A 22,966-nucleotide genomic window follows, 5' to 3' on the forward strand; every position below is an offset into this window, starting at 1 on the left:
GAGCAGGGTAGGAAGGGGGGGACGTGAACGAGCGGATGACACTGGCGGCGCTGGCGCCCTACGTGCCGGCAGCGATCGTCCGCCGGCTGGCGCAGTTGGGCGAGGTGCCCCTGCCGCCGGTGGAGCCTGCGCGCGGCGCCAGCCTGCTGCTCGACATCGCGGGCTTCACGCCCATCGTCGTCTCGTTGAGTGGCGCGGGCCCCCGGGGGATCGACGCGCTCCAGCGCCTGCTCTCCACCTACTTCACGGAGATGATCGAGGGCATCCGGGACTACGGTGGAGACATCTACCAGTTCGCCGGGGACTCGGCGCTGGCCCTCTTCGAGCCGGAGCGCGGCGAGACGGACGCGGACGTGGTGCGGCGGGCAGCCATCTGCGGCACGCACGTGCAGAAGAAGCTGGCCCGCTACGCCAGCGTGGATCTGCTGGGCCAGCGGTTCACCCTGTCCTCGCGCATCGGCGTGGGCTTTGGCGAGTGCCACCGGATCATCCTGGGCGAGCAGGCGCAGTGGCTGCAGTCCGGGCTCGTCGGCCAGCCGCTGGAACAGGCCGTGGCGGCGGAGAAGCGCTCCTCTGGCGGAGAGGTAGTCGTGAGCCGCGAGGCCAGCACGCTGCTCCCGCCGGATACCGAGGGAGAGCGGCTCGAGGGCTTCCTGAAGTTCGCGCCGCCGAAGAACCTCACCACGCTGCCTCCGCGTCCTCTGCCGGTGGGAGGGGCTCGGACGCTGGGGCAATGCGCGCTGCTGCTCCACCCTGAGCTGCTGCGCACGGTCATCACCTCGCACCAGGGCTTCACCGGGGACTTCCGGGACATCACCTGCGTCTTCGTGCGCGTGGGCGCGCGCCGCTCCCATGCGGAGGCCGAGGCGTTCGTCGAGGAGATGAACGCGTTCTTCACCTTCGCCCAGAGGGAGAGCACCGCGCACCGGGGCGTGCTGCTGATGCCGGACTTCACGGACAAGGGGAACGTCCTCTACTTCGTCTTCGGCGCGCCCACCGCGCAGCAGAACAAGGAAGTGCTCGCCTGCCACTTCGCCAAGAAGCTGCTGAATGGCCAGACGCTGTTCCCCTTCATCGAGGATCTGCGGATCGGCATCGCCACGGGCCCTGCGTACTGGGGAGAGATGGGGGCGCCGTCCCGCAAGGGCTACTGGGCGCTGGGCGAGGTGGTGAACATCGCGGCCCGGCTCATGGCGCACGCGCGGGAGACGGGCGTCCAGGTGGACGCGACCACCCAGCGGAAGATCCACCACGAGTTCGGCACCGTGCACGTGGAGGACGCGAAGCTCAAGGGCATCCAGCGCGTGGTGCCCATCTACCGCGTGCAGACGGAGTCGCGGCAACTGCGCAGCCTGCTCATCAAGGCCCAGGGCGAGATCGTCGGCCGCCGGGAGGAGCTGGAGACGCTGCGCCAGGCCGTCGAGGAGTCCATCGCCGGAGCGGGGCGCGTGTGCGTCATCTCGGGCGAGGCGGGCATCGGTAAGTCGCGCCTGTCCAGCCGGCTGGTGGAGCTGGCCGAGGTGCAGGGCGCCTTCACGCTGTACGGCATCTGCTACTCGTATGAGACGTTCACGCCCTTCTTCCCCTGGAAGGAGGTGCTGGTGCAGTTGTTCCAGTTGCGCGAGGGCGACGGGCCCGAGGCGCGGCTGGAGCGCATCCGCCGCGTCTTCGAGGGGCTGGAGGGCGTGGGGCCTGAGTGGGTGCCCGTGCTGGCCGGCATCATGGGCCTGCCGGTGGTGGAGGACGAGCTCACCGCCTCGCTGGATGCGCGCCAGAAGAACCAGCAGGTGTTCCACATCATCCATCAGCTCCTGGTCCGGGTGTCCGAGGCCACGCCGCTGCTCGTCTTCTTCGAGGATCTGCACTGGGCGGACCACATCTCCCTGGATCTGATCGAGTACGTGGCCATGCGGATCTCTCCGCTGCGGCTGTCGCTGCTGGTGACGATGCGGCCGGGCGAGGCGCTGCGCTCGCTGCACGACCTGGATACCTTCCGGCTGGTGGAGCTGTCCCAGCTCAACGAGGAGGACGCGCGCGAGCTGCTGCGGCTGCACCTGAAGCTGTCTCCGCCGAACACGGCCCTGGAGAACATGCTGATGGCCAAGGTCCAGGGAAACCCGTTCTTCATCGAGTCGCTGGTGGAGGGGCTGGTGGAGGAGGGCCATCTGGAGGAGTCCACCGCGGGCGGGCGGGTGCTGCGGCGCAGCCTGCAGAGCATCCGCATCCCGGACTCCATCCAGGACGTGGTGCTCAACCGCATCGATCTGCTGCCAGAGCTGGAGAAGCTCATCGTCAAGGTGGCGTCCGTCGTCGGGCGCATCTTCTCGCTGGACTCCGTCCACGCGCTGCTGCCGGAGGGCATCGAGCTGGACGAGACGAAGCGGGCCATGGCCGCGCTCACCGGCCTGGGGATGATCCTCCTGGAGATGGAGGAGCCCTACACCTGCCTCTTCAAGCACATCGTCATCCGAGACGTGGCGTACAACACGCTGCTCGTGTCGGGGCGAGAGGATCTGCACCGGCGCCTGGCGCGCTTCCTGGAGGAGAAGGCCGCTGACAACGCCGTGAAGCCGGCCGGCATCCTCGCCTACCACTACCTGGCGGGGAACGACGAGGCGAAGGGGCTGGAGTACACGCTGATGGCCGCTCGGTCCGCCAAGCGGCAGTACGCGAACGAAGAAGCCATCCACCACTACAACAAGGCCCTGGAGGTGCTCTCCGCCTCGGAGACGCTGGAGCGGGCCGTGGTGCTGGAGGACACGCGCCAGGTGATGCTGGAGCTGGCGCAGACGCTGCTGCAGGCCGGCAACTACGACGCCGCCATCCAGATGTTCGAGCAGCGCCTGTCGGAGGAGGACGCGGCGGACCTGCGCGCGGAGATCCACGTGGGTTTGGGCCGGGCCTTCCAGGAGAAGGGCGCCACCGGCCGCGCCATCCAGGAGCTGGAGAGCGCTTTGAAGCTCATGGGGCGCGCTCCGCCGCGGACCCAGGCGGGGCTGGTGTTGCGCACGGCGCTCAACATGGGCGTCCACCTGCTGAGCCGGGCCTTCCCGTGGATCCTCCGGCCGGTGCCGGCCCACAGGCTGGCCCTCTTCATCAAGCAACTCAACACGCTCATCTCGCTGATCAAGATCTACTACTTCGTCGACATCTCGAAGCTCACCTGGGCCACGCTGGTCGCCATCAACATGGCGGAGCGCTCCCGGACGGATTACGGGCTGAGCCAGGCCAGCGGGTACTACGCCACCATGCTCTTCGGCTCCGGCCTGCTGAAGCGCTCGCTGCGCTACCTGACGCGGGCGTTGGAGTTCGGCCGGCGCTCGCGAGACGTGGTGGCCGAGGGCATCGCGCTCAGCCGCCTGGGCATCAACGCCCTGTTCCACAATGATCCGGAGCGGGCCGTCAAACTCGAGGAAGAGGCCATCAGCATGCTCCGGCTGGCGGGCGAGCGGTGGGAGGTGCAGACCTCCACCATGATCGTCGCCACCAGCCACTTCACCTCCGGGCGCTTCGAAGTCGCCGAGAAGTACTACCGGGAGATGGGGGAGCTCGGCGTGGAGCTCAACGCGCTGATGCACCAGGGCTGGTCCCACGCCTGGGTGCCCATGTGCCGCTACCTGCGAGGCGACGGCGAGGTGGCCGAGCTGTGCGCCGAGGTGGAGAAGGGGCTGAACATCAGCATCCAGGTGGATGATCTGGCCAACCAGTGCGCGGCGCTCAACCACCTGGCCAACATCTATGTGCGCGAGCACCGCGTGGAAGAGGCCGCGCAGGTGGCCGTGCGCGCCTTCAAGACGCTGTGGAAGTATCAGGTGCTCGTGCCGTTCCTGCAGATCGGCCTGGTGGACGCGGCGGAGGCCGCGCTCTTCGCGCTGGAGGAGGGCGCCACCTCGGTGCCTCGCTCGAAGCTCCGGCGCATCGTCCGGCTGGCCACCTTCAAGGCTCGGGCCCTGTCGCGGATCTATCCGTACCTGAAGGGGCCCTCACTCCGCGTCACGGCCCGCGCCCTCAACCTGCGCAAGGGCACGGCCGCCGCCGAGCCCGTCTTCCTGGAGGCCATCTCCGTGTTGGAGAAGGGGCCCAACAAGTGGGAGCTGGGCGTGGCGTGCTTCGACGCGGCCGTCGCCCTGCCTCACCGTCGCGCGCAGCTGCTCGCGCGGGCCCGGGAGATCTTCACCGCCATCGGCGCCAAGGCCGAGCTGCGGCGCGTGCAGCGGATGAGTCCGCTCCTCGCGTCCCCCAAGGCGCTGGCCCCATCCACCTCCGCCTCAAGTGAGGCGCTGCGGCTCTAGTCCCAGCTTCGCCATCTGCTGGGCATCCCAGTCCTCGAGCGGATCCTGGCCCGCGATGTAGCGGCGGGCCTTGTTCTTCAGCGGGTTGCGGATGCTGAGGATCTCCGGCCCGGAGAAGAGGATCGTCGTCTTGTAGCGCGGCATGTCGCTCATGGTGAGCTTGGACCAGTAGTGCTTGGCGATGTTGGGCAGGCTGCCCAGGGTGTTGCACAGCCGGGTGAAGTGCTCCACCACCTCCGAGGGGTGCAGGTTCTTCGGCTGGTGGCACAGCGTGTACCCGTCGTAGTCCCGGCTGAGGGTGCCGGGCAGCAGGCGCCCCTCGCCCTGCAGCTCTCGGAAGAAGGGCGTCTCCGGGTACGGGCTGACGATGCCCAGGAACGTCACCGAGAAGTACTTCAGATCGGCCAGGTACTCGGGGACCCTCTCCAGGTACTCGTTGGTGTCTCCGTCCGCGCCGACGATGAGCCCGAACGACAGCAGGATGCCCGCCGAGAAGACGCGCTGGATGACGGCATCCACCTCGGACAGCTTGTTCTGGCCCTTGTTCATCGACTTGATGGAGTCCGGGTTGAGCGACTCCAGGCCGGTATAGATGTAGCGGCACCCCGCGCGCGCCATCAGCTTCACCAGTGACTCGTCCTTGAGGACGTTGAACGTCAGCGCGCAGCCCCACGTCGTCTTCAGCGGCAGCAGCGCTTCGCACAGCTCTCGCAGGTACTTGGGCGAGCCTCCCAGGTTGTTGTCCAGGAAGATGAATGCCTTGCTCATCAACCCCATGAAGTTGGGGTTCCAGACCATGCGCGTCTTGATCTCGTCGATCACCTGGGGGATGGGGCGGAAGCGGTACTTCTCGTGCCCGGTGAGCACGCAGAAGTTGCAGGTGAAGGGGCAGCCGCGCGAGGCCTCGATGCCCGGCAGCCGCACCTTGTTGTGCGTGAAGTCGATGAGATCGTACCGGTACGGCCGGATGGCGGACGCGCCGAGCGAGGGCAGGCTGTAGCGCTTCTGCAGCTGGCCCTTCTCGAAATCCTGGATGAGGACGGGGATGTTGGCCTCGGGCTCACCGGTGACGACCGAGTCGAAGTACTTCGCGGCATCGTCCGGGAAGTGGCCCGCGTGGCGGCCTCCGGCCACCGTCGTCATGCCCCGCTGACGGAACAGCGTGGAGAGCACCTTGGTGTGCTCGTAGTACGAGTGCAGGTACGAGAAGAAGACGAGATCCCAGTGGCGATCCAGGGGGATGTCCGCCTCCTTCTCGTTGAAGATCTCGATCTCGGCGTGGTCGGGACAGAGCCCGGCGATGAGCTCCGGCACCGAGGACTGCATGATGGACGGCTCTTTCACTCGTGTACGCGTGGGATGCGTATACGTGGCGATGATGGCGATGCGCATAAGTGTGAGGGAGCTGCTTCCCAGGCCCGTGCGGGGGTGCACGTGGCGGCGGGGGTCAGGTCGTCGGGGCCTCGTTCTCGCGCCGGGTGGGCACGCGCACGTCCCACGCCAGCCCGAGCTGCTCGAGCAGGCGGATGAAGATCCAGCCCGGATCCCACTGCCACCACTTCCAGCCGTGGCGGGCCGAGGCCGGGTAGGCATGGTGGTTGTTGTGCCAGCCCTCGCCCAGGGCGAGCACGCTCACCCACCACACGTTGGTGCTCTGGTCGCGGGTGCTCTGGGGCCGCACGCCCAGCAGCGGCACATGGCAGGCCGAGTTGACCAGGTAGGTGCTCTGCATCCAGCAGACCATGGGAAGGAGGAAGCACGCGGGCAGCGCCTTCCAGCCCAGCACCAGGCCCAGCACCACCACCGTCACGAGTTGCGGCACCAGCCGGTAGCGCAGCAGCCAGTGGTAGTAGCGGTGCCCGACGATGTCCCGGCACCACGTCTTCCAGTCCTCGGAGCCAGTGGAGCCGTCATCGATGATCCACCCCAGGTGCGCGTAGAAGAAGCTGCGCTGGGGCGAGTGGACGTCCCCGTGGGCGTCCGCATGGGCGTGGTGGATGCGGTGGGTGGCCGCCCAGAGCAGGGGGCTGCCCTGGCCAGTGAGCATGGCCAGGGTGACGAGCGTGTATTCGACCCAGCGCGGGCACTCGAAGGCGTGGTGGCAGATGAGCCGGTGGAGCCCCACGGTGGTGCCCAGCCCGAGGGCCACGTAGACGCAGACCGCCATGGGCAACGCGTACGACGGGACGGGCAGGAAGAAGGCCGAGGCCGCGAGTGCATGGACCACGACCAGGTAGGCAACGACCAGCTTGTTGACGCGGAGCGGCGGAACGGGAGTGTCGGCCATGGCACACGCAGGGGGTAGGTGCCACACCGAGCTTAGTCCCGTTCGCATACGATTGTAAGGTTTCCGCCCGCCGGTTCTCCTCTAGCTGGGTGCGTCAACGGCTCGCAAGAGGGGTGCTGGCGAAATGCCCGGGTGGGAGTGGCAGGTTGCCACGGATGCGGCGGCCGTGGGCCAGGGTGTGCTGGCGGCCGCGCCGGTTCGCAAGTTGCTAGACGGTTTCTACCCATGCGCCAGACCCTCGTGCCCATCCTCCTGCTGTGCGCGGCGCTCGCCACCGTGGGCGTGGGCGTGGTTGCGGTGCTCCAGCGCAGCCGCGCGGATCTGGTGCAGCAGTTCGCTCGGGATCGCCAGGCTCAGCTCGATGAAGCGACCCGGGGCGTGAACGAGGCCCTGGATGATGTGAGCGACGATCTGCTCTTCGCTGGGGAGCTGCTCTCGCAGCCGGGTACTTCGGAGGAGCATCGGCGCGAGCTCCGGGCGCTGCTGGAGGTGATTGGCCAGTACAAGGTCATCGCCGCCTATGACGACGCGGGGGTCGAGCGGCTGCGGCTGGTGGATCGACGTGCCGATCCCGTGGTGGTGCAGGGAACGTTCTTTCCTGCGCTCGGGGAGACGGCTCGCCGGGCGCTCGAGCATGCTCCTGGGGAGATCACCAGCTCTCCTCCGCTCACGGGGGCTGGAGGAGGCTGGCTGCGCATCCTCGCCACGGCCATCCCCGCGGAAGCGGGAGTGCCCCAGGGCGCGGTGGCGGTCCTGGTGGACACGCAGTCCGTGTTTGCTCCGCTGCGGATCGTCAGCTCGGATCCGGAGGCACGCCTGCTCCTCATCGGTGCGCACGGGAAGCCGAGCGTGGCGAGCGACCCGGGGCTCGCGAGCTGGTACCAGCGGCTGGAGTCGGAGCAGGGGCGTGTTCCCACCTATGCCTCGTTGGCGGAGAAGATGAGGGCGGGTGAGCGGGGCATCCTGTTGATCGGAGAGCAGGAGGCGGAGCGCCTCGGGCTGGGCAAGGCGGAGGCGGTGGCTGCCTTCACCTCCATTCCGCTCAGGGGCGGCAGTCATTGGTCCGCCGCCACCCTGGTGTCCACGATTGCGCTGCGTTCGCACGAGCGGGGGCTCATCGTGCGGCTATCCCTGGCGGCGATGCTGGTGACGCTGTTCCTGGTGGCCTTCGGGGTGTACGTCATCGTGGCCCAGCGTCGGGCGGTGGCCTTGCGCGAGAGCCGCCGGCATGCGGATCGGCTGGCGCACCTGCACGACAAGACCCAGAAGATCCTCGACAACATCCCCACGGGGGTGTTGGCGCTCACGGAGGAGGGCCGCATCAGCGCGGTGAATCAGGCGCTGGGATCTCGGATGCCCTCGAACGTCGTGGGAGCTCCGCTGGCGGCGGCTTTTCCCCAGGCCTCCGAACCGGTGCTGAAGCGCCTGCAAGGGGTGGTGGAGGCGGCCATCCGAGAGGCTCGTGTGCGCAGCTTGCTGGGAGAACCGCTCGCGCTCTTCGGAGAGGAGGGGCAGTACAGCATCCACGCCGTGCCGCTGGAGGCGCGGGAGCCCGAGGTCCGCACACTGCTGGTGGTCGAGGACCTCAGCAACGTCCGGGCCCTGGAGAGTCAACTGCTGCGCGCCGAGAAGTTCGCCACCGTGGGAGTGCTCGCGGCGGGCATCGCGCATGAGATCGGCACGCCGCTGGGAGTGGTCCGGGGCCGCGCCGAGTACGTGCTCGGCAAATTGGGCTCCGCGCATCCTCAGGCGGCAGGGGTGGGCGTCATCATCGAGCAGATCGATCGGGTGAGCCGGACCATCCGCCAGTTGCTGGACTTCTCGCGGCTCCAGCCCGCGGCGGTGCGGCCCGTGGCGATCGGGTCGCTGCTGCGAGACGTGAGCGAGCTGCTGCGCCTGGAGGCCGAGCGGCGTCAGGTGCGGATCGAGTGGGAGTTGCCCGAGGGGTTGCCCGCGATCGCCGCCGATCCGGACCAGCTCCAGCAGGTGCTCGTGAACCTGACCCTCAACGCCTGTGATGCGTGCAGCGCGGGGGGACGGGTCCGGCTGACGGCGGCGGCTCCGGATGATTCCTCCTCGGGGGCGTGGGGGTTCGTGACCCTCACTGTCCAGGATGACGGGTGCGGCATTCCGCCGGAGAACCTCCACCAGGTGTTCGATCCCTTCTTCACGACAAAGAAGCGAGGGCAGGGGACGGGGCTGGGGCTGACGATGGTGGCGCACGTTGTCCGCAATCACGGTGGGCGGGTGGAATTGGAGAGTGAGCCCGGGCGAGGCACCTGTGTCACCTTGCTCTGGCCCGCGGCGGGGCCCGCGGCGGCCGAGGAACAGCATGTCATCTAAGGGACTCATCCTGGTCGTCGATGACCACGTGGAGATGGGGCGGATGCTGCAGGATCCGCTCACGGACGAAGGCTACGAGGTGGAACTTGCCACGGGAGGTGCGGAGGCCATCCGCCTGCTGCGTGCGCGCCCGTTCGACGCGGTGCTGTGCGATCTGCGCATGGAGGAGGTGGACGGGTTCGACGTGCTGGACGCGGCGCGCGGGGTGGACGCGGAGATGCCCGTGCTGATGATGACGGCGTTCGGAGGCATCGAGAGCGCGGTGGAGGCGATGCGGCGGGGCGCCTGGCACTACTTCACCAAGCCCTTCCGGCTGGAGGAGGTGCTCATCTACCTGCGGCGGGCCCTGGAGGAGCGGCGGCTGCGCGCGGAGAACCGGGAGCTGCGTCAGGCCGCGGGGCCGGGCGGGCTGGGAGCGCTGGTGGGCCGGAGCGCCGCGATGCGGAGCATGTACGCGCTGATCGAGCCCGTGGCCCACTCGGGCGCACCGGTGCTGCTGCGAGGGGAGAGTGGCAGCGGGAAGGAGTTGGTGGCGCGGGCGCTGCACTCGGAGGGGCCTCGGGCCGCCGAGCCCTTCGTGGCGGTGAACTGCACCGCGCTGCCCCACGCGCTGCTGGAGAGTGAGCTCTTCGGCCACGTGAAGGGAGCCTTCACCGGCGCCACGACGCCGCGGCGAGGGCTCTTCGTTGAGGCGGACAAGGGCACGCTCTTCCTGGATGAGATTGGCGACATGCCGTCCGAGCTCCAGGCCAAATTGCTGCGGGTGCTCGAGGACGGAGAGGTCCGGGCGGTGGGGGCGGACGCCAGCCGCAAGGTGGAGGTGCGCATCGTCGCGGCCACCCACCAGGACCTGGAGGCCCGCGTGCGCGAGGGCCGCTTTCGGGCGGACCTCTTCTACCGACTCAACGTCGTGACACTGCGGATTCCGCCTCTGCGCGAGCGGCGCGAAGACATTCCACTCCTCGTCGAGCACTTCGTGGCGAGGGCTCGGGCGAGGAATCCTCGCTCGAAGGTGACGGCCTTGTCCGCCGAGGTGGTCTCCGCACTGGGCACGATGCCCTGGCCGGGCAACGTGCGAGAGCTGGAGAACCTGGTCGAACGCCTGGTGGTGCTCGTGCCTCGGGAGACGGTGGAGCTGGCCGATCTCAAGCTGCACGCACCCTCGGTGAGCCCCGAGGTCCACCCCCTCTCCCTGGCTCAGGAGGAGCTGTGGCCGCTGCGCCAGCTCGAGGGTGAGTACATCTCCTGGGTGGTGGCTCACTGCGGAGGGAACAAGACGCGGGCCGCGGAGCTGCTCGGCATCGACGTCTCCACCATCCACCGCCGCGAGCGCGAGAAGGGAACGGGTAATTCGCCACGGTAGGGTGGCGCGATACCAGGGTAAAGAGCCCGGGCGCGGGCTCTTCCCGAGGAGCGCGGATGCGGCATGGGCGTTGCTTGAGAGCAAGACATGCGCTCCTTGCTCCTTCCGCTGCTCTTGCTCGCCATTGGCGCGAGCGCCTGTGCCACGAAGTCCGCGGCCAAGGTTTCCTCTGACAACGTTTCCTCGGTGGGCACGCAGCCCCGCTCCGAGCCGGTGAAGCCACCTTCTTCACCCGCGAAGGAAGTCGCCGAGCTGCCAGCACTGGATTTCGGGCCCATCTACTACGAACTCGACTCGGCGACCCTGCGGCCCGACTCGAGAGTGCTGCTCGATCACGTGGCGGAGGCCCTGCGGCCGCGCCGTGAGACGCGGGTGACGATCTCCGGCCACACGTGTGAGCTGGGCACCACCGAGTACAACCTGGCCCTGGGGCAGCGGCGGGCCTCGGCGGCTCGGGACTACCTGGTGAAGCTCGGGGTGGAGCGGGACCGCATCGCGGTCGTGTCCTACGGCGAGGAGCGCCCGGCGGAGTCGGGCAGTGGCGAGAGCGTCTGGTCCAGGAACCGCCGCAGCGAGTTCTCGGTCTCCGTGGCGCACGCCCGAGTGGATGCCCCATAGCCGTGGCGACGCGACACATCGGCCACGCGTTGCTTCTGGGCGCGGATGAGTCCCTGGCCGCGCTCCTCTGCGACGTGCTCGTGGAGGTGGGGATTACGTTGCAGGTGGGCGAGGCGCACGTGGCCCGGCCCGATCTCGTGCTCGTCCAGGTCGGGCGAGGGGAGAGCGTCTTGAGTGCGCTGCAGACAGCTCGGGACGGGACCTACCCGGCGCCAGTCTTCGTGCTGCTGCCGTTCGCCGACGAGCGGTTGATGCAGCGAGCACTGCGGCTGGGAGCACGGGGATGCTTCGCCCTGGGACAGCCGCTCGATGAGCTTCGGCGAATGGTTCTCGCGGTGCTCCCTGCGACCGGAAGGTCCTCGTCGTCCAGGAGGGTACAATGAGTGACACATTGTCTCAGGCTTCGGTGCCCTCCGAGACCACGCTTTTCAACGCTCAGGGCTTGCTCGTGACGAGCCAGCGGGTGGTCGCCCAGGGCCGCACGTGGCCGCTGGGAGACGTGGAGGCGGTGGATTCCATCCGCCGTGGTCCATGGGTTGTTCCCTGGCTGGTGACCTTGATGCTGGGCGGGGGAGTGGGCCTGCCCGTGCTCCTCTCGGCCATGGCGGCCCAGGATACTCGGGAGCGAGGGATCTACGGGGTGGCCCTGGTGGTCTCGGCGACGGCCATCTACAGCTCGATCGCCGCGCTCGTATTGATGGGAGACACGTACTGGCTGGTGCTGCGGACGCGGAAGAGGGAGGGCCGGGTGCTCCGCAGCCGGGATCCGCAGCTCATCTCGAGCCTCGTGGCGGTGGTAGCGCAAGCAGCAGCGGCGGCGCGCCAGAGGAACTGAAGGATGTCGTTTCCACCACCCGTTCAGAACGTGCCGCTCTGGATGACCTGCTCGGCGCGGAAGCTGAGCATGGCCACGACCATGCCGAACGGGGCGAACTTCTCGTTGGTCGTCTGCCCCTTCGCGTAGCGGTAGTAGATCTGCTGCGCGATGACGGCGAGCCGGAACAGGCCGAACACATAATAGAAGTGGAAGTCCTGGATGGGCAGCCCGGACTTGCGCGAGTAGTAGTCCACCAGCTCGCGGCGGGTCATCATGCCCGGCACGTTCGTGGGGAGCATGCGAGCCATCTGCACCTCCTCCGGATCATCCGCCTGGATCCAGTACGCGAGCGAGCACCCCAGATCCATGAGCGGATCGCCCAGGGTGGTCATCTCCCAGTCCAGCACGCCGATGATCTTCAGCGGGTCCTTCGGATCCAGGACGACGTTGTCGAACTTGTAGTCGTTGTGGATGAGCGCCGCGCGCCCGCTCTCGGGAGGCAGGTGTTCGGCCAGCCACTTCATGATGGCTTCGCAGTCGGGCACATCCTCCGTGTGCGCCTTGCGGAAGCGCTCACTCCAGCCCTCCACCTGGCGGCGAACGTAGCCCTCGGGCTTGCCGAACTCCGAGAGCCCCGCCTCCTTCACATCCACCTGGTGCAGGGCCACCTGCACATCCACCAGGTGCTCACAGAGCGTCCGCGCGTCCTGGGGGCTCAGCGTCAAGTTCTTGGGCAGATCCTTGCGAAGGATAAGCCCGTGGAGCCGCTCCATCACGTAGAAGGGGCTGCCCATCACGCTCTCGTCCTCGCAGTAGGCGACGGGCTTGGGACAGTAGGGGAACACGTGCTGCAATGCCGAGAGCACGCGGAACTCGCGCCCCATGTCATGGGCCGTCTTCGCCTTCGTGCCGAAGGGCGGCCGGCGCAGCACCCACTCCTTGTCGCCCTGGCGGAGGAGATAGGTGAGGTTGGAGGCGCCTCCGGGGAACTGGGTGATCTGCAGAGGGCCGGTGAACACGGGGTTCTGCCGTGCCAGCCACTCCAGCAGCTTGCTGGCATCCAGCTCCTCACCGGAGCGGGGGGGCCGGGTCTCGTCGCGAGTGCTCATGAGGGTTCCTCGATCGGGTCTCAGCGGTAGGTGAGTAGGGTGGAATCGCTCGCGAGTTCCAGGTGGGCCACGTTGTTGAACCCGGCCAGCATGAGCGTGCCACGGCGCAAGCGCAGCTCGGTGACGGAGGAGTTATAGATCGCCCAGTTCAAGGCAAAGGTCTTCTCCGTGGTCAGCCCGAGCGCCGCCTGGATCGCGAAGGCAATAGGCCCGCCCGAGGTGACGATGACGATGCGCTCGTGGCTGGAGCGGGCCATGCGCTCGAGGCTCTCGCGAAGGCGCGTCTGGAAGGACTCCCACGTCTCGAAGGGAGGCTTCTCGTGGGGAGCTCCGTCGACCCAGTGCTGCATCGCGCGCGCGAAGGCGAGCTGGAACTGGCGCGTGTCCGAGAACAGGGCGATCCGATCATCTGGAGTCACCCCCATCTCCGCCATGACACGGGGCAGGTAGGCGCCGAAGATGGCCTCGTGATCGTACTCGTTGAAGCCGGGGTGCGCGTCGGTGGAGGGGGGCGACTCCAGCCCCTGGAGCATTCCGACGAGCGTGGCGCGCTGCCGATCCAGGGTGCCGCTGAGCCACGCATCGGCGCGGAAGGCGGTGCGCTGCAGGTGCTGTCCGAGGAGCACCGCCTGACGCTCGCCCAGGGGCGAGAGCCGATCATAGTGGCTGGCCCCGAAGGAGGCCTGGCCGTGGCGGACGAGATAGAGGCGGGTCATGGCGAGGGCGCGGAGGGCCTGGAAGCTAACGAACGCAGGCCCCTCCGTCCAAACCGATCTTCGCCGCTCAGCGCGCCGAGCCGATGTGCTTCTCGTACCGCTCTTGCAGGGCGGTGAGGTAGCCGCGCTTCTCCCAGAGGGCCTCGGTGAGCCGGTCCGCCAGGGAGGCAACCTCGGCGTCCTCCTCCTTCTCCGGCACGCGGGGTTGTCCGACCAGTGGGGTCTTCAGCGCCTGGGTGACCTCCTTGATGAGCAGCTTGCTGCCCTGGAAGAGCCGGCCCAGGAGCTGGTTGATGGGCCGGGAGTCCACCTCCTTGCAGGCGGCGAGGATGGCGTCATGCACCTTGTTCGGAGCGTCTCCCTCCAGGGAGCGGGCGCTCAGATCCCCCCGGGCCACGGCGTGGTGGAGCAGGTAGCCGTGGTGCAGCGAGTACGAGGCCATGTCCACGCAGTCCTTCACCCACAGCACGAGGAAGGCCCTGCGCCAGACCTTTCGGAAGGGCAGGAGCGCCATCGACTTGAAGAACCCGAGGAGCTGGCCGCCCAGGGTGGACGTCACATGCGAGCCGGCGAGGATCCCCACGGCCTTGGGGGGAGGGGACGTCAGGCCATGCTCCGCGAGGACGGCACGGACCATGCGCTCTCGCACCTGACGCAGCGCGTACTCATCCAGGAAGGGGATGGGGATGAGCGGAGCCAGCCCGGAAGCCACGGCATGGAGTGCGATGCGCCCGAGCTGGGGTGGGGGAGCGCCCGAGGGTTTCGAAGTCGACTCAGTCATACCCACCTTCATACACCTCTCGACGGTGGGGCGTGTTCGAACCCCCTTGGCTCCTTGGGGAATGATACAAGCCGGGCCCTGTGACAGAACCTTCGACGCCTCTTGATGACAGTTTCGACTCGCTGGGGCTCAAGCCACAGCTCGTGGAGGCGCTCCGGGATCTGGGGTACGAGGAGCCCACCCCCATCCAGCGCGCGGCCCTCCCGCCGCTGCTGGAGGGCAAGGATTTGCTCGGGATCGCCGCGACAGGGACGGGCAAGACGGCCGCCTTCGCGCTTCCGCTCCTGCAGCAGCTCAATCCCGGAACTCGGGCGCCGCATACCGCTTCCGCGCTGGTGCTCGTGCCGACTCGCGAGCTGGCCATGCAGGTGGCCGAGGCCATCCACCGCTACGGCCAGAAGCTCGGCGTGAGCGTGCTGCCCCTCTACGGCGGGCAGGTGATCGGCCAGCAGCTCCGGGTGCTCAAGCGTGGCGTGGACGTCGTCGTCGCCACTCCGGGCCGGGCGCTCGACCACCTGCAGCGCAAGACGCTGAAGCTGGATGATGTGCAGGTGGTGGTGCTCGACGAGGCGGACGAGATGCTCGACATGGGCTTCGCGGAGGATCTCGAAGCCATCCTGTCCGCTACGCCCGAGGAGCGGCAGACGGCGCTCTTCTCCGCGACGTTGCCGCCACGCATCGCCGCCATCGCCGAGCGTCACCTGCGAGAGCCGGTGCGCGTGCGCATTGCCCGTGAGAAGGTGGAGCCGGGCGAGCTGCCGCGCATCCGGCAGACGGCCTACATCGTCCCGCGAGCCTTCAAGGTGGCCACGCTCTGTCGCGTCCTGGACGTGGAGTCGCCCACGGCGGCCATCGTCTTCTGCCGCACGCGGACGGAGGTGGACGAGCTCTCCGTGTCCCTCAACGGCCGTGGCTGGAGGGCCCAGGCGCTCCATGGGGGCATGAGCCAGGAGCAGCGCGACCGGGTGATCAAGCAGCTCAAGTCGCACGCGGCGGATCTGCTGGTGGCCACGGATGTGGCGGCGCGAGGGTTGGACATTCCCCGCCTGTCCCACGTGGTGAACTTCGACGTGCCCAACGCACCCGAGGCCTACGTGCACCGCATTGGCCGCACGGGTCGAGCCGGGCGCGAGGGGGTGGCGATTACGCTCGTGGAGCCCCGGGAGCACCGGTTGCTGCGCAACCTGGAGAAGCTCACGGGGCAACGCATCGAAGTGTCCGCCGTGCCCACCGTGGCCGACCTGCGCGCCCGGCATCTGGAGCTCACGCGGGCTTCGCTGCGAGAGGCGCTGGTGGCGGGCGGGCTCGACTCGTGCCGGGGCGTGGTGGAGGGCCTGGCCGCCGAGTTCGATGTGATGGATGTCGCCGCCGCGGCGGTGAAGCTGCTTCAGGAGGCTCGGGACGACGGCCGTGCTGGGGAGGAGGAGGAGATCCCCGTGCTTGCTCCGCCATCCGAGAAGCGCCCCCGCTTCGAGCGTCCTGGCCGCAAGGGGGCCGCGGAACCCCCTGGAAAGAGGCCTGCGCCCGGTGGACGGCCCGAGCATGGGGATCGCGGTCCCCGGCGTCGGGCGGAGCGGCCGGATTGGGATATCACCCGGCTGTACATCGGCGCGGGCCGGAGCGCGGGTATGCGCCCGGCGGATCTGGTGGGAGCCATCGCGGGCGAGGCGGGGCTGGAGGCCTCGCAGATCGGTGCCATCCAGATTGCGGATGCCTTCTCGCTCGTGGAGGTACCCGAGCCGTCCGCCGACCACATCATCGCAGCGCTGAAGCATGCCACCCTGCGTGGCCGGAAGGTCACGATCCGGCGGGACAGGGGGTGAGGATTACCCCAAGGGGTCGGTGCATTGCGGTGCCGGAGGGCGGTCGATAATCTGCCCTCATATGGCCGAGGAAGAGAGCGGCAAAGCGCCCGAGACCCCCCCCGCGGACGTGCCGGTGGAGATCGCCGAACTCGAGAGCGTGAGCTCGCAAGCGGCCTACGACTCCTTTATCGCCGCCGCGAGGGCCATCGACCCGGCCGCCGTCGAGGAGTGTTGCGCGGATCTCGTGCTCACCTACCACAACGTGACGCGCGGGGTTGAGGCGGTGCTCGGCAGTGGAGCGGTGGTCATCGGCAAGTTGCCGAGCATCGATGTCGTGGAGCTCTCGATGCTCCCTCGGCTCGTGCAGGGCGTGGCCTTCGCCGCGCTGCAGGTCCAGCGCGAGCTGAGGTCCATCTCGTTCGGGACGCTCTTCGATCAGGCGCAGAACATGCGGCGCAAGCTGCGCAAGTCCGCCGAGGCGCTCGCCGAGGCCAACCTGCTGTCTGACGCCGACGCGGATGAGGTTCGGCTGTATGGGCAGCAGGATGTCCTGGAGGACTGCCTGGCGCTGGCCGCGGTGTTTAGAAGGAACGAGTCGCGCATCTCCGGGCGTTCGCCGGTGAGCCCAAGCGAGGTCCGAGACGCGGAGCAGATCGCGGAGAAGCTGAAGGTGCTGCTCGGGCAGCAGGGCGCTTCGGCCGATGGAGGGTCACCGCCCCTCGTGCGGTTCCTCGAGATGCGCGATCGCTTCTGGACGTTGCTGGTGCAGCGCCACGACGTGCTGTGGCGGTGTGGAGCTTGGCTCTACGGTCGCGCGGTGGATGATCGGGTGCCGCCGCTCGTGGTGAGGCAGCCCATGGTCCGCAGGCCCCGGAACGCGCCGGCCGAGCGTGAAGCGGCCCGTCCAGAGCCTCGGAGGACCATGGGGCCACCCGCCATCACTCCCGCGCGGGCGAGCGCCCCAGCCATGGCACCAGTGCGAGACTCGGCGCGGCACCTGAATGACTTGCAGCGCGAGCTGGAGAGGAAGACGCGCTTCCTCGTCCGGATCGGCGTCATCCCCCAGCGCTGAGCGCCGGGGGACTCGAGACACTCACGGCCGTCGAGTGGAATCCGGCTGCTCGCGCCTCCGTCCCCGCCGGCCGAGCGCCATCAGCGTCAGCAACCCCAGCATCGCCGCACTCCCCGCCCCGATGTTGGCACTGGAGCATCCACCGCCCTGTCCCGTGAGCTGGCGGCCCTGTCCCTTGACGGAGAGCTTGGCTTCGGTCTCGGTGCTCCCGGCGAGGGACACCACCACCTCGGTCTCCTCCGCGCTGGCGTCCTTGGGCTTGAAGGCCACCTTGAAGGTGGCTTTCCCATCCGGCGGGATGGGGGTCGTCTTCAGGGACTCCGCGTCGGCTTCATCCAGCTCGAAGTGTGTCTCTTCGTCCTTCACCTTGACCTGGACGAGCCGCGCGACAGGGGACTTGTTGAAGATGGTGATCTCCTTGGGATCGACTTCGTCGTGAACATCCACGCGGCCGAAGTCCACGCTGACGGGCTCGACCGTGAGCAGACGCTGGATCGACCTGCTCTTGAGGTCGACGATCGTCTTGCTGGGGCTGGGAGGGGTGGTGGTGGTCAACGCCAGCCGGGTCAAGGAGTCGGCTTCAATCTTGGGGGCATGGCGCACCTTCAACCGGAGGAAGCTATTGGGGGGAATCTTCATTCCCCCCAGCGTGCTGAGCTCAGGGATGTAGGTGAAGGGCTCGCCATACTTGCCCGGTTCCTCCACCGGCGTTCCCAGGGTGACCTCTGCGCTGCTCAGGTTGGTGATGGTGAGATCCTGTTCGAGCGGCTCACCTCCCAGACGTATCACCCCGAAGTCCACGGCCTGGGCCGACAGCACCGAGCCAATGCCCTGGCCACGCAGCGGTGCCTCGAACTCCGCCGGTGGATCCGAGAAGCTGATTTTCAGCTTGGCGTCCACCTGCGTCTCATCTCCTGGGGTGAATTGCACCTTCAGCTCAACTCCTCCCGAGGACTGCTCCACCACTCGCGGCAGAGGCGGGGTGGACACCTTGAAGAACGAGGCGCCCGTCCCAGTCACAGCGACCGAGTTGAGGGTCGCGCTGCGAGAGGAACTGCTGTTGTTGACGACGAGCGGCAGCTCACTCGAGGGGGTGTTGATCAACTGCTTCCCGAAGTCCAGGCTCGGCGGTAGCAGTTGAATCTGCTGACGAACGCCCAACCCGGTGAGAGGGATCGAGATGTTGCGGGTGTCTGGATCATCCGAGGTGATGAAGAGTTCGGCCAGGAATTGACCTTCCGTGTTTGGCTCCAGCGCCACCGAGATCTGGGTGGAGGTACCTGGCTGCAGGGTGATGGGGAATCCGGGCGTCGTGATGCTGAAGTTGGCTTTGTTCGGCCCGTTCAACGCGATGGAGGTCAGTGTGAGCGGCCCCTCGTATTGCTGCCTCTCGTTGGTAATCGTCAGGATCTTGGACGCGGCAGTGCCGATCAACACGCTCTGGTAATCCAGAGGGCCGGTCACCGGCTTGCCAGACTCCTTCAGCGATAGCTTCGGTGAGGTCCCCACGCCTACGAGGGTCGCCCTCATCGACTGGTTCGCACCGTAGTAGACGACAGCCTCGGCGCTGCGAGGCCCCGTTCCCGAGGGGGTGAATTTCAGAGGAATCTGCTTGGTGCCCTTGGGCTCCAGCGTCACAGGCGGCACGGATAGATCGTCGCGGCTGAAGTCCATGGCTGTGCCACCGTCGAGTGCATCCGCGACAATATCGAGCGCTGAAACATAGAGGGACTTCTCACCCACGTTCGTGATGTTGAGATTCCGAACAACAGTCCCTTGCAGGTTGGAGCCGCCGAAGTTGAGCACCAGGGGTAGCAACTGCATTTCCCCAGCCACGCCCGTACCACTCAGCGTGAGCACGTAATCGGGGTTCTGCCGGGCGTCGGTCTTGAAATATGCAGATGCCAGGTAGTCACCGCGATGGTCAGGTTGGAAGGTGACGGAGAGCACGCAGGTGCCCGCATCAAATGGCTCCAGAATCCTGTCCTTGCAGCTATCGGCGACTTTGAAAACTCCTGCGTCCGGCGGAGCCACATCCAGGACCTTCATGGAGTGCTCTCCAGCGTTGGTGATCGTCACGGTCTTCGACTGTGAACTCGACACCTCCACGTCTGCAAATGAGACAGGGCTGGGGTTCGCCACCAGACGTCCATCAATCCCACGTCCCGAGAGGTTGGGGCTGGTGAATGTATTGACGGCGTTGCTGACGACGGAGATCCCGACATCTTTCCAGTCCTTCACCTCCGACGGAGTGAACACCACATCCAGGAAGGCCCTGCTACGAGAGTCGATGACAATCGGAGGGCGCGGCGTTCCCCCGTCGATGGGGGCCGGATCGGGCGCTTGGAGCACGGCGAAGGCCGAATCGCTCGTGCGGATCTGCGAAATCTTCAGCTTGGCGGCACCCGAATTGTTGATGGTAAGAGTCCTCGTGGAACTCTGCCCCACACGCTGATTGCCGAACGAGATCGTCGTCTCGTCCGCCGAGATGCTGGCCGTGGTTCCTGTTCCCTGGAGCGACACTTGCGGCGCTGGGGGAGGAAGATCACTGGAGACGGTGATGCCACCGTCTACAGTCCCTTCTGCCTTGGGACTGAAGATGACGTTGAAGGTCAGTGGGTTGTTTGTATCGACCGTGACGTTCGGGAGCACGGGGCCTCCGTCCGTCAACTCGGTTCTGAAGGCCACTCCGTTGGTGACGGAGAGATTGATTTTGACAGGGGCCGAACTGCTGTTGGCGACTGTCACAGGCACGGGGGTACTGGGCTCTCCCTTCTCCACATCTCCGAAGTCAATCGAGGTACGAGTGAGGGACAAACGTGGATTGACTGCCCTGGCTTTGAGATCGAGCTGCCGTTCGCCGCCAGAGTTCGGAATGCGGAGTTTTCCAGTGTATGACTTGTCTTGCGCGGATGTATCGGCAGGCGGACTGAACCTTACATAGAAGAAATCGAAATGGTCATTTCCCGCAATCGTGATGGGGCCAGTATTGTTATTGGGGAAGCCCAGATAAGTGAAGATGGGATCGGCTGGGTCCTGATCGATTGTGGGCGGTTGGACCGTCACAGGAACATGGGTGTTGTTGATGAGACGCACTTGCATGCTCGCTGGAGAACCCCGCCGCACGTCGGTGAAGTCCAGCGGAGACACCGGATCCGTTGTGAGAACAGGATTCTCCGCGATGCCACGAATGGAAACCTCGCCCGTGTGCCTGGTTGGCTCGGGATCATTGGTATTGAACGTCAGTTTGGCCGTGGACTCTCCCGGCGCATCAGGATGGTACGTGATCGGGATTGTACCCTCGACGTTTGCTCCCAGACTGATCGTCGTCTGCTGAGGCATGGTGAAAGCCGAGGAAGAGCCCGAGATCGGTTGCAGCGCGATGCTGCTGATCTGCAGCGTGCCTGTGCCCGCGTTCCTGAACTTCACCACTCCAGCATCGGGATGGGCGCCGACTGGCTGGTAACCGAAGTCGAGCGCGGAGGTCACTTCGAGAGTGGGCCTGACCCCTGTGCCCTGCAACTCGAGGGTGGCCATCCCTCCGTCCACGGGATCGTTCGTCGTCAGCGTCAGTCGTCCGGTGGAAAGCCCCGCATCCGTGGGAGTGAAAACCACCTGGAGGGCATAGGAACCGCCGTCCGCGGTCACGTTGAAGGCATTCGCGTTGACGAGAGAGAAAGGCGCGGTGGCCGAGACAGCGGAAACGACGAGCTCCTCATTGCCACTGTTTTTGACCGTCACGGCGCTGGGAGAGCTGGGGGTGGTGACGATTTGATCAGTCGGAAACACCAGGACGGTGCTCGGAGTCAAGCCCACCTTGGGGACGGTCCCAACGCCAGAGAGCGCGACGGGAACATTGGGACGAAGCCGGTCATCGCTGATGACATTCAGGCTGCCAGAGATGGTGCCTAGGGTGCCAGGAGTGAAGCTCAGGGTGAGTGCCCGTCCAGCATCGGGCTCCAGGGTGAACCCGCCGCTCGGAGAGACGTTGAAACCCGCACCGATGTTGACCCCTTGGACCGTGAGGTTGTCATCACCGATGTTCGTCACCGTTACCGTCTGGGTGCCGGGGGCGGTGCCACCCACGCGCTGCGGGCCGAAATCGAGGGGACCGGTGGGGGTCACCGCCACGAGGGGTTCGATACCAATGCCCTCGAGCTGAACCGAAGCATCGGGGTAATCCTGGTCATCGGAGGTGAAGCTCAAGGTTCCCGAAGCAGGCCCCGCGGCAGTGGGCCGGAATCGAAGCGAGAGACTGGTACCGCTATCCGGAGTCAGCGAGATGCCCGCGTCCGGAATACCCGTGAAGGGTCCGGAGAGGGTGAAGCCCTGGAGGACGAGCGTATCGGTCCCCGCGTTCTTCAGGGTCACCAGCCCGGCGTCGCTGGTGGTGAGCACGCGCTGCTTCCCGAAAATCAGGGGGGTGGAGGACGTCACCACCAGGCTGGGCTTGATGCCCACCCCTGTGAGAGCAACGACTGGGGCGATTGCTGGGTCTTCGCCGTTGGCGGCAAGGGTGAGGGCTCCTGAAGAGCCGCCCTGAACAAGGGGTCTGAACACCACTTGGAGGCCCTGGGAGGCGCCAGCATCCAGGGTAAAGCCCCCGCTAGGGCTCACCACCGTGTAGATCCCGCCGTCTCCCTGCGTGCCGGGTGTGATCGTGATGGGGCTGTCGCTGGCATTGCGAACCTGGACCAGCTTGGACGGACTGTCGGTACCGACTCGCTGGTTGTTGAAGGCGAGCGCTCCCGCATCGGGGATCACGACATCGGCCGCCGACGCTACCCCTTTTCCCGTGATCACAACGTTCTGCTGCGCAATGGACGGGTCGATGCTGGCGACCGTGAGAACCCCTTTGAAGGTTCCCACGGAAGGGGGCGCAAACGTCACGATGATGTCTCTGGCCGAGTCCGGCAGGAGGGCTGCCGGCGAAAAGGTCCCAACGGTAAACGGCTGGCCCGCATCGACGCCTGCGTCGACGCCCGCGTCGACCACAAGGGGCGTGCTGATATAGATGTTCGCCTCACCTGTATTCTTGACCGTCATGACCCTGGTTTCGCTGACGGTACCTGCCTTCTGGTTGTCAAAGACCAGAGTGACGGTCGAGAGCTCCAGACTCCGGAGCGCATAGGTGATTGTCACGATGGCATGGGAGACGCAGTAGTCACCCGAGCCGACTGCCAAGCTCAGCGTATTGATGCCGGGGTCAGTCGGGGTCTTGTAGTGATAGGAGGAGATCCCTTCATCAAGATCGTAGCTGTTATCTGCGGGGAAGCTGACGGTCTTGGTCTCGCATGTAGAGCCTGGGCAGGTGTTGCCTGTATTACCCGGGTCGAAGGTCCCGATGGTCGTCGCCCCATTCAACGTGACTGTGACGGCCTCTGCATTGCTGTTGAGATTGGACTTGCCGACCACACTGACGGAGATGCCTACGACCAGTGCGCCAGAAGGAACAGGGTCCGGGAAGGTCTTCTCGCCGTTGTTCCAGCCCGCGTCGGGCGCACCCGAGCAGGCATACAGTCCCGCAGAGGTACCACGGCACCTCAAGCAGTTGCTGGTGGCGCCGTTCCACACCACGGGCCCTGCGTCAAAGCCCGTGAGCGCAGCGGAAACCTGAGAGGGTGGCTGCTCGGAAGCCGCACCCTCTGGGGCGTCAACGGTGCAGGCAGAGAGCACTCCGAGAGCGAACACGGCCAGGTACTTCAAGAAGCGGAGCACATGCCCCTCCCCATGCAAAAAGCGGTAGGAGTCTACCTGTTCATG

General features: G+C 66.6%; 14 protein-coding genes. 8 read left to right on the forward strand and 6 right to left on the reverse strand.

The features are described from left to right. Nucleotides 1–23 precede the first annotated feature (23 nt). Nucleotides 24–4,292 (forward strand): AAA family ATPase, encoded by a 4,269-nt coding sequence (locus KY501_RS01610; RefSeq protein WP_224360551.1) that lies wholly within the window; start codon nt 24–26, stop codon nt 4,290–4,292. Here KY501_RS01610 and KY501_RS01615 read toward each other — a convergent pair. Both KY501_RS01615 and KY501_RS01620 read right to left on the reverse strand, forming a co-directional pair. Continuing rightward, nucleotides 4,269–5,618, reverse strand: coding sequence for a B12-binding domain-containing radical SAM protein (locus KY501_RS01615; protein WP_304608587.1), 1,350 nt, complete (start codon nt 5,616–5,618; stop codon nt 4,269–4,271). The two genes, KY501_RS01610 and KY501_RS01615, sit on opposite strands and share 24 nt — an antisense overlap. A 121-nt stretch (nt 5,619–5,739) precedes the next feature. Next, nucleotides 5,740–6,579, reverse strand: coding sequence for an acyl-CoA desaturase (locus KY501_RS01620; protein ID WP_224360553.1), 840 nt, complete (start codon nt 6,577–6,579; stop codon nt 5,740–5,742). A gap of 225 nt (nt 6,580–6,804) precedes the next feature. On the opposite strand from KY501_RS01620, the gene KY501_RS01625 reads away from it, so the two are divergent. The 5 genes from KY501_RS01625 (at nt 6,805) to KY501_RS01645 (ending at nt 11,738) form a co-directional block, all read left to right on the forward strand. Then, nucleotides 6,805–8,922: a two-component system sensor histidine kinase NtrB gene (locus tag KY501_RS01625; protein WP_224360554.1), complete on the forward strand. Its 2,118-nt coding sequence runs from the start codon at nt 6,805–6,807 to the stop codon at nt 8,920–8,922. After that, nucleotides 8,912–10,285: a sigma-54-dependent transcriptional regulator gene (locus tag KY501_RS01630; protein ID WP_224360555.1), complete on the forward strand. Its 1,374-nt coding sequence runs from the start codon at nt 8,912–8,914 to the stop codon at nt 10,283–10,285. Before KY501_RS01625 ends, KY501_RS01630 begins: the two co-directional genes overlap by 11 nt. Nucleotides 10,286–10,372: 87 nt before the next feature. Further along, on the forward strand, nt 10,373–10,903 hold the full coding sequence (locus tag KY501_RS01635; protein WP_224360556.1) for an OmpA family protein: 531 nt from the start codon (nt 10,373–10,375) through the stop codon (nt 10,901–10,903). 2 nt (nt 10,904–10,905) lie between these two features. Next, nucleotides 10,906–11,286, forward strand: coding sequence for a DNA-binding response regulator (locus KY501_RS01640; protein WP_224360557.1), 381 nt, complete (start codon nt 10,906–10,908; stop codon nt 11,284–11,286). Next, nucleotides 11,283–11,738, forward strand: coding sequence for a DUF6232 family protein (locus KY501_RS01645; protein WP_224360558.1), 456 nt, complete (start codon nt 11,283–11,285; stop codon nt 11,736–11,738). The genes KY501_RS01640 and KY501_RS01645 overlap by 4 nt, the downstream gene beginning before the upstream one ends. 23 nt (nt 11,739–11,761) lie before the next feature. On the opposite strand, the gene KY501_RS01650 is transcribed toward KY501_RS01645, so the two are convergent. The 3 genes from KY501_RS01650 to KY501_RS01660 form a co-directional block, all read right to left on the reverse strand. Then, nucleotides 11,762–12,829, reverse strand: coding sequence for a phosphotransferase family protein (locus tag KY501_RS01650; RefSeq protein WP_224360559.1), 1,068 nt, complete (start codon nt 12,827–12,829; stop codon nt 11,762–11,764). A gap of 20 nt (nt 12,830–12,849) precedes the next feature. Then, on the reverse strand, nt 12,850–13,545 hold the full coding sequence (locus KY501_RS01655; protein ID WP_224360560.1) for a histidine phosphatase family protein: 696 nt from the start codon (nt 13,543–13,545) through the stop codon (nt 12,850–12,852). Between the two features lie 67 nt (nt 13,546–13,612). After that, on the reverse strand, nt 13,613–14,326 hold the full coding sequence (locus KY501_RS01660) for a hypothetical protein (protein WP_224360561.1): 714 nt from the start codon (nt 14,324–14,326) through the stop codon (nt 13,613–13,615). 80 nt (nt 14,327–14,406) lie between these two features. On the opposite strand from KY501_RS01660, the gene KY501_RS01665 reads away from it, so the two are divergent. After that, nucleotides 14,407–16,149, forward strand: a complete 1,743-nt coding sequence (locus KY501_RS01665) for a DEAD/DEAH box helicase (RefSeq protein WP_224360562.1) — start codon at nt 14,407–14,409, stop codon at nt 16,147–16,149. Nucleotides 16,150–16,210: 61 nt separating this feature from the next. Further along, nucleotides 16,211–17,203 carry a hypothetical protein gene (locus KY501_RS01670; protein ID WP_224360563.1) on the forward strand — a complete coding sequence of 331 codons (993 nt, stop codon included), beginning with the start codon at nt 16,211–16,213 and terminating at the stop codon, nt 17,201–17,203. Between the two features lie 21 nt (nt 17,204–17,224). Here the strand turns inward: KY501_RS01670 and KY501_RS01675 are convergent, their stop codons facing one another. Further along, entirely contained in the window at nt 17,225–22,921 is a 5,697-nt protein-coding gene (locus KY501_RS01675) for a choice-of-anchor D domain-containing protein (protein ID WP_224360564.1), read from the reverse strand. Nucleotides 22,922–22,966: the final 45 nt, after the last annotated feature.

This window comes from Hyalangium versicolor (genome assembly GCF_020103695.1).
GTDB lineage: Bacteria > Myxococcota > Myxococcia > Myxococcales > Myxococcaceae > Hyalangium > Hyalangium versicolor.

Excerpts from the sequence above, each read along its gene's own strand:
- KY501_RS01615 (WP_304608587.1), bottom strand. The coding sequence starts at position 5,618 with ATGCAGTCCTCGGTGCCGGAGCTCATCGCCGGGCTCTGTCCCGACCAC.
- KY501_RS01655 (WP_224360560.1), bottom strand. The coding sequence starts at position 13,545 with ATGACCCGCCTCTATCTCGTCCGCCACGGCCAGGCCTCCTTCGGGGCC.
- KY501_RS01645 (WP_224360558.1), top strand. The coding sequence starts at position 11,283 with ATGAGTGACACATTGTCTCAGGCTTCGGTGCCCTCCGAGACCACGCTT.
- KY501_RS01635 (WP_224360556.1), top strand. The coding sequence starts at position 10,373 with ATGCGCTCCTTGCTCCTTCCGCTGCTCTTGCTCGCCATTGGCGCGAGC.
- KY501_RS01670 (WP_224360563.1), top strand. The coding sequence starts at position 16,211 with ATGGCCGAGGAAGAGAGCGGCAAAGCGCCCGAGACCCCCCCCGCGGAC.
- KY501_RS01625 (WP_224360554.1), top strand. The coding sequence starts at position 6,805 with ATGCGCCAGACCCTCGTGCCCATCCTCCTGCTGTGCGCGGCGCTCGCC.
- KY501_RS01630 (WP_224360555.1), top strand. The coding sequence starts at position 8,912 with ATGTCATCTAAGGGACTCATCCTGGTCGTCGATGACCACGTGGAGATG.
- KY501_RS01650 (WP_224360559.1), bottom strand. The coding sequence starts at position 12,829 with ATGAGCACTCGCGACGAGACCCGGCCCCCCCGCTCCGGTGAGGAGCTG.
- KY501_RS01620 (WP_224360553.1), bottom strand. The coding sequence starts at position 6,579 with ATGGCCGACACTCCCGTTCCGCCGCTCCGCGTCAACAAGCTGGTCGTT.
- KY501_RS01660 (WP_224360561.1), bottom strand. The coding sequence starts at position 14,326 with ATGACTGAGTCGACTTCGAAACCCTCGGGCGCTCCCCCACCCCAGCTC.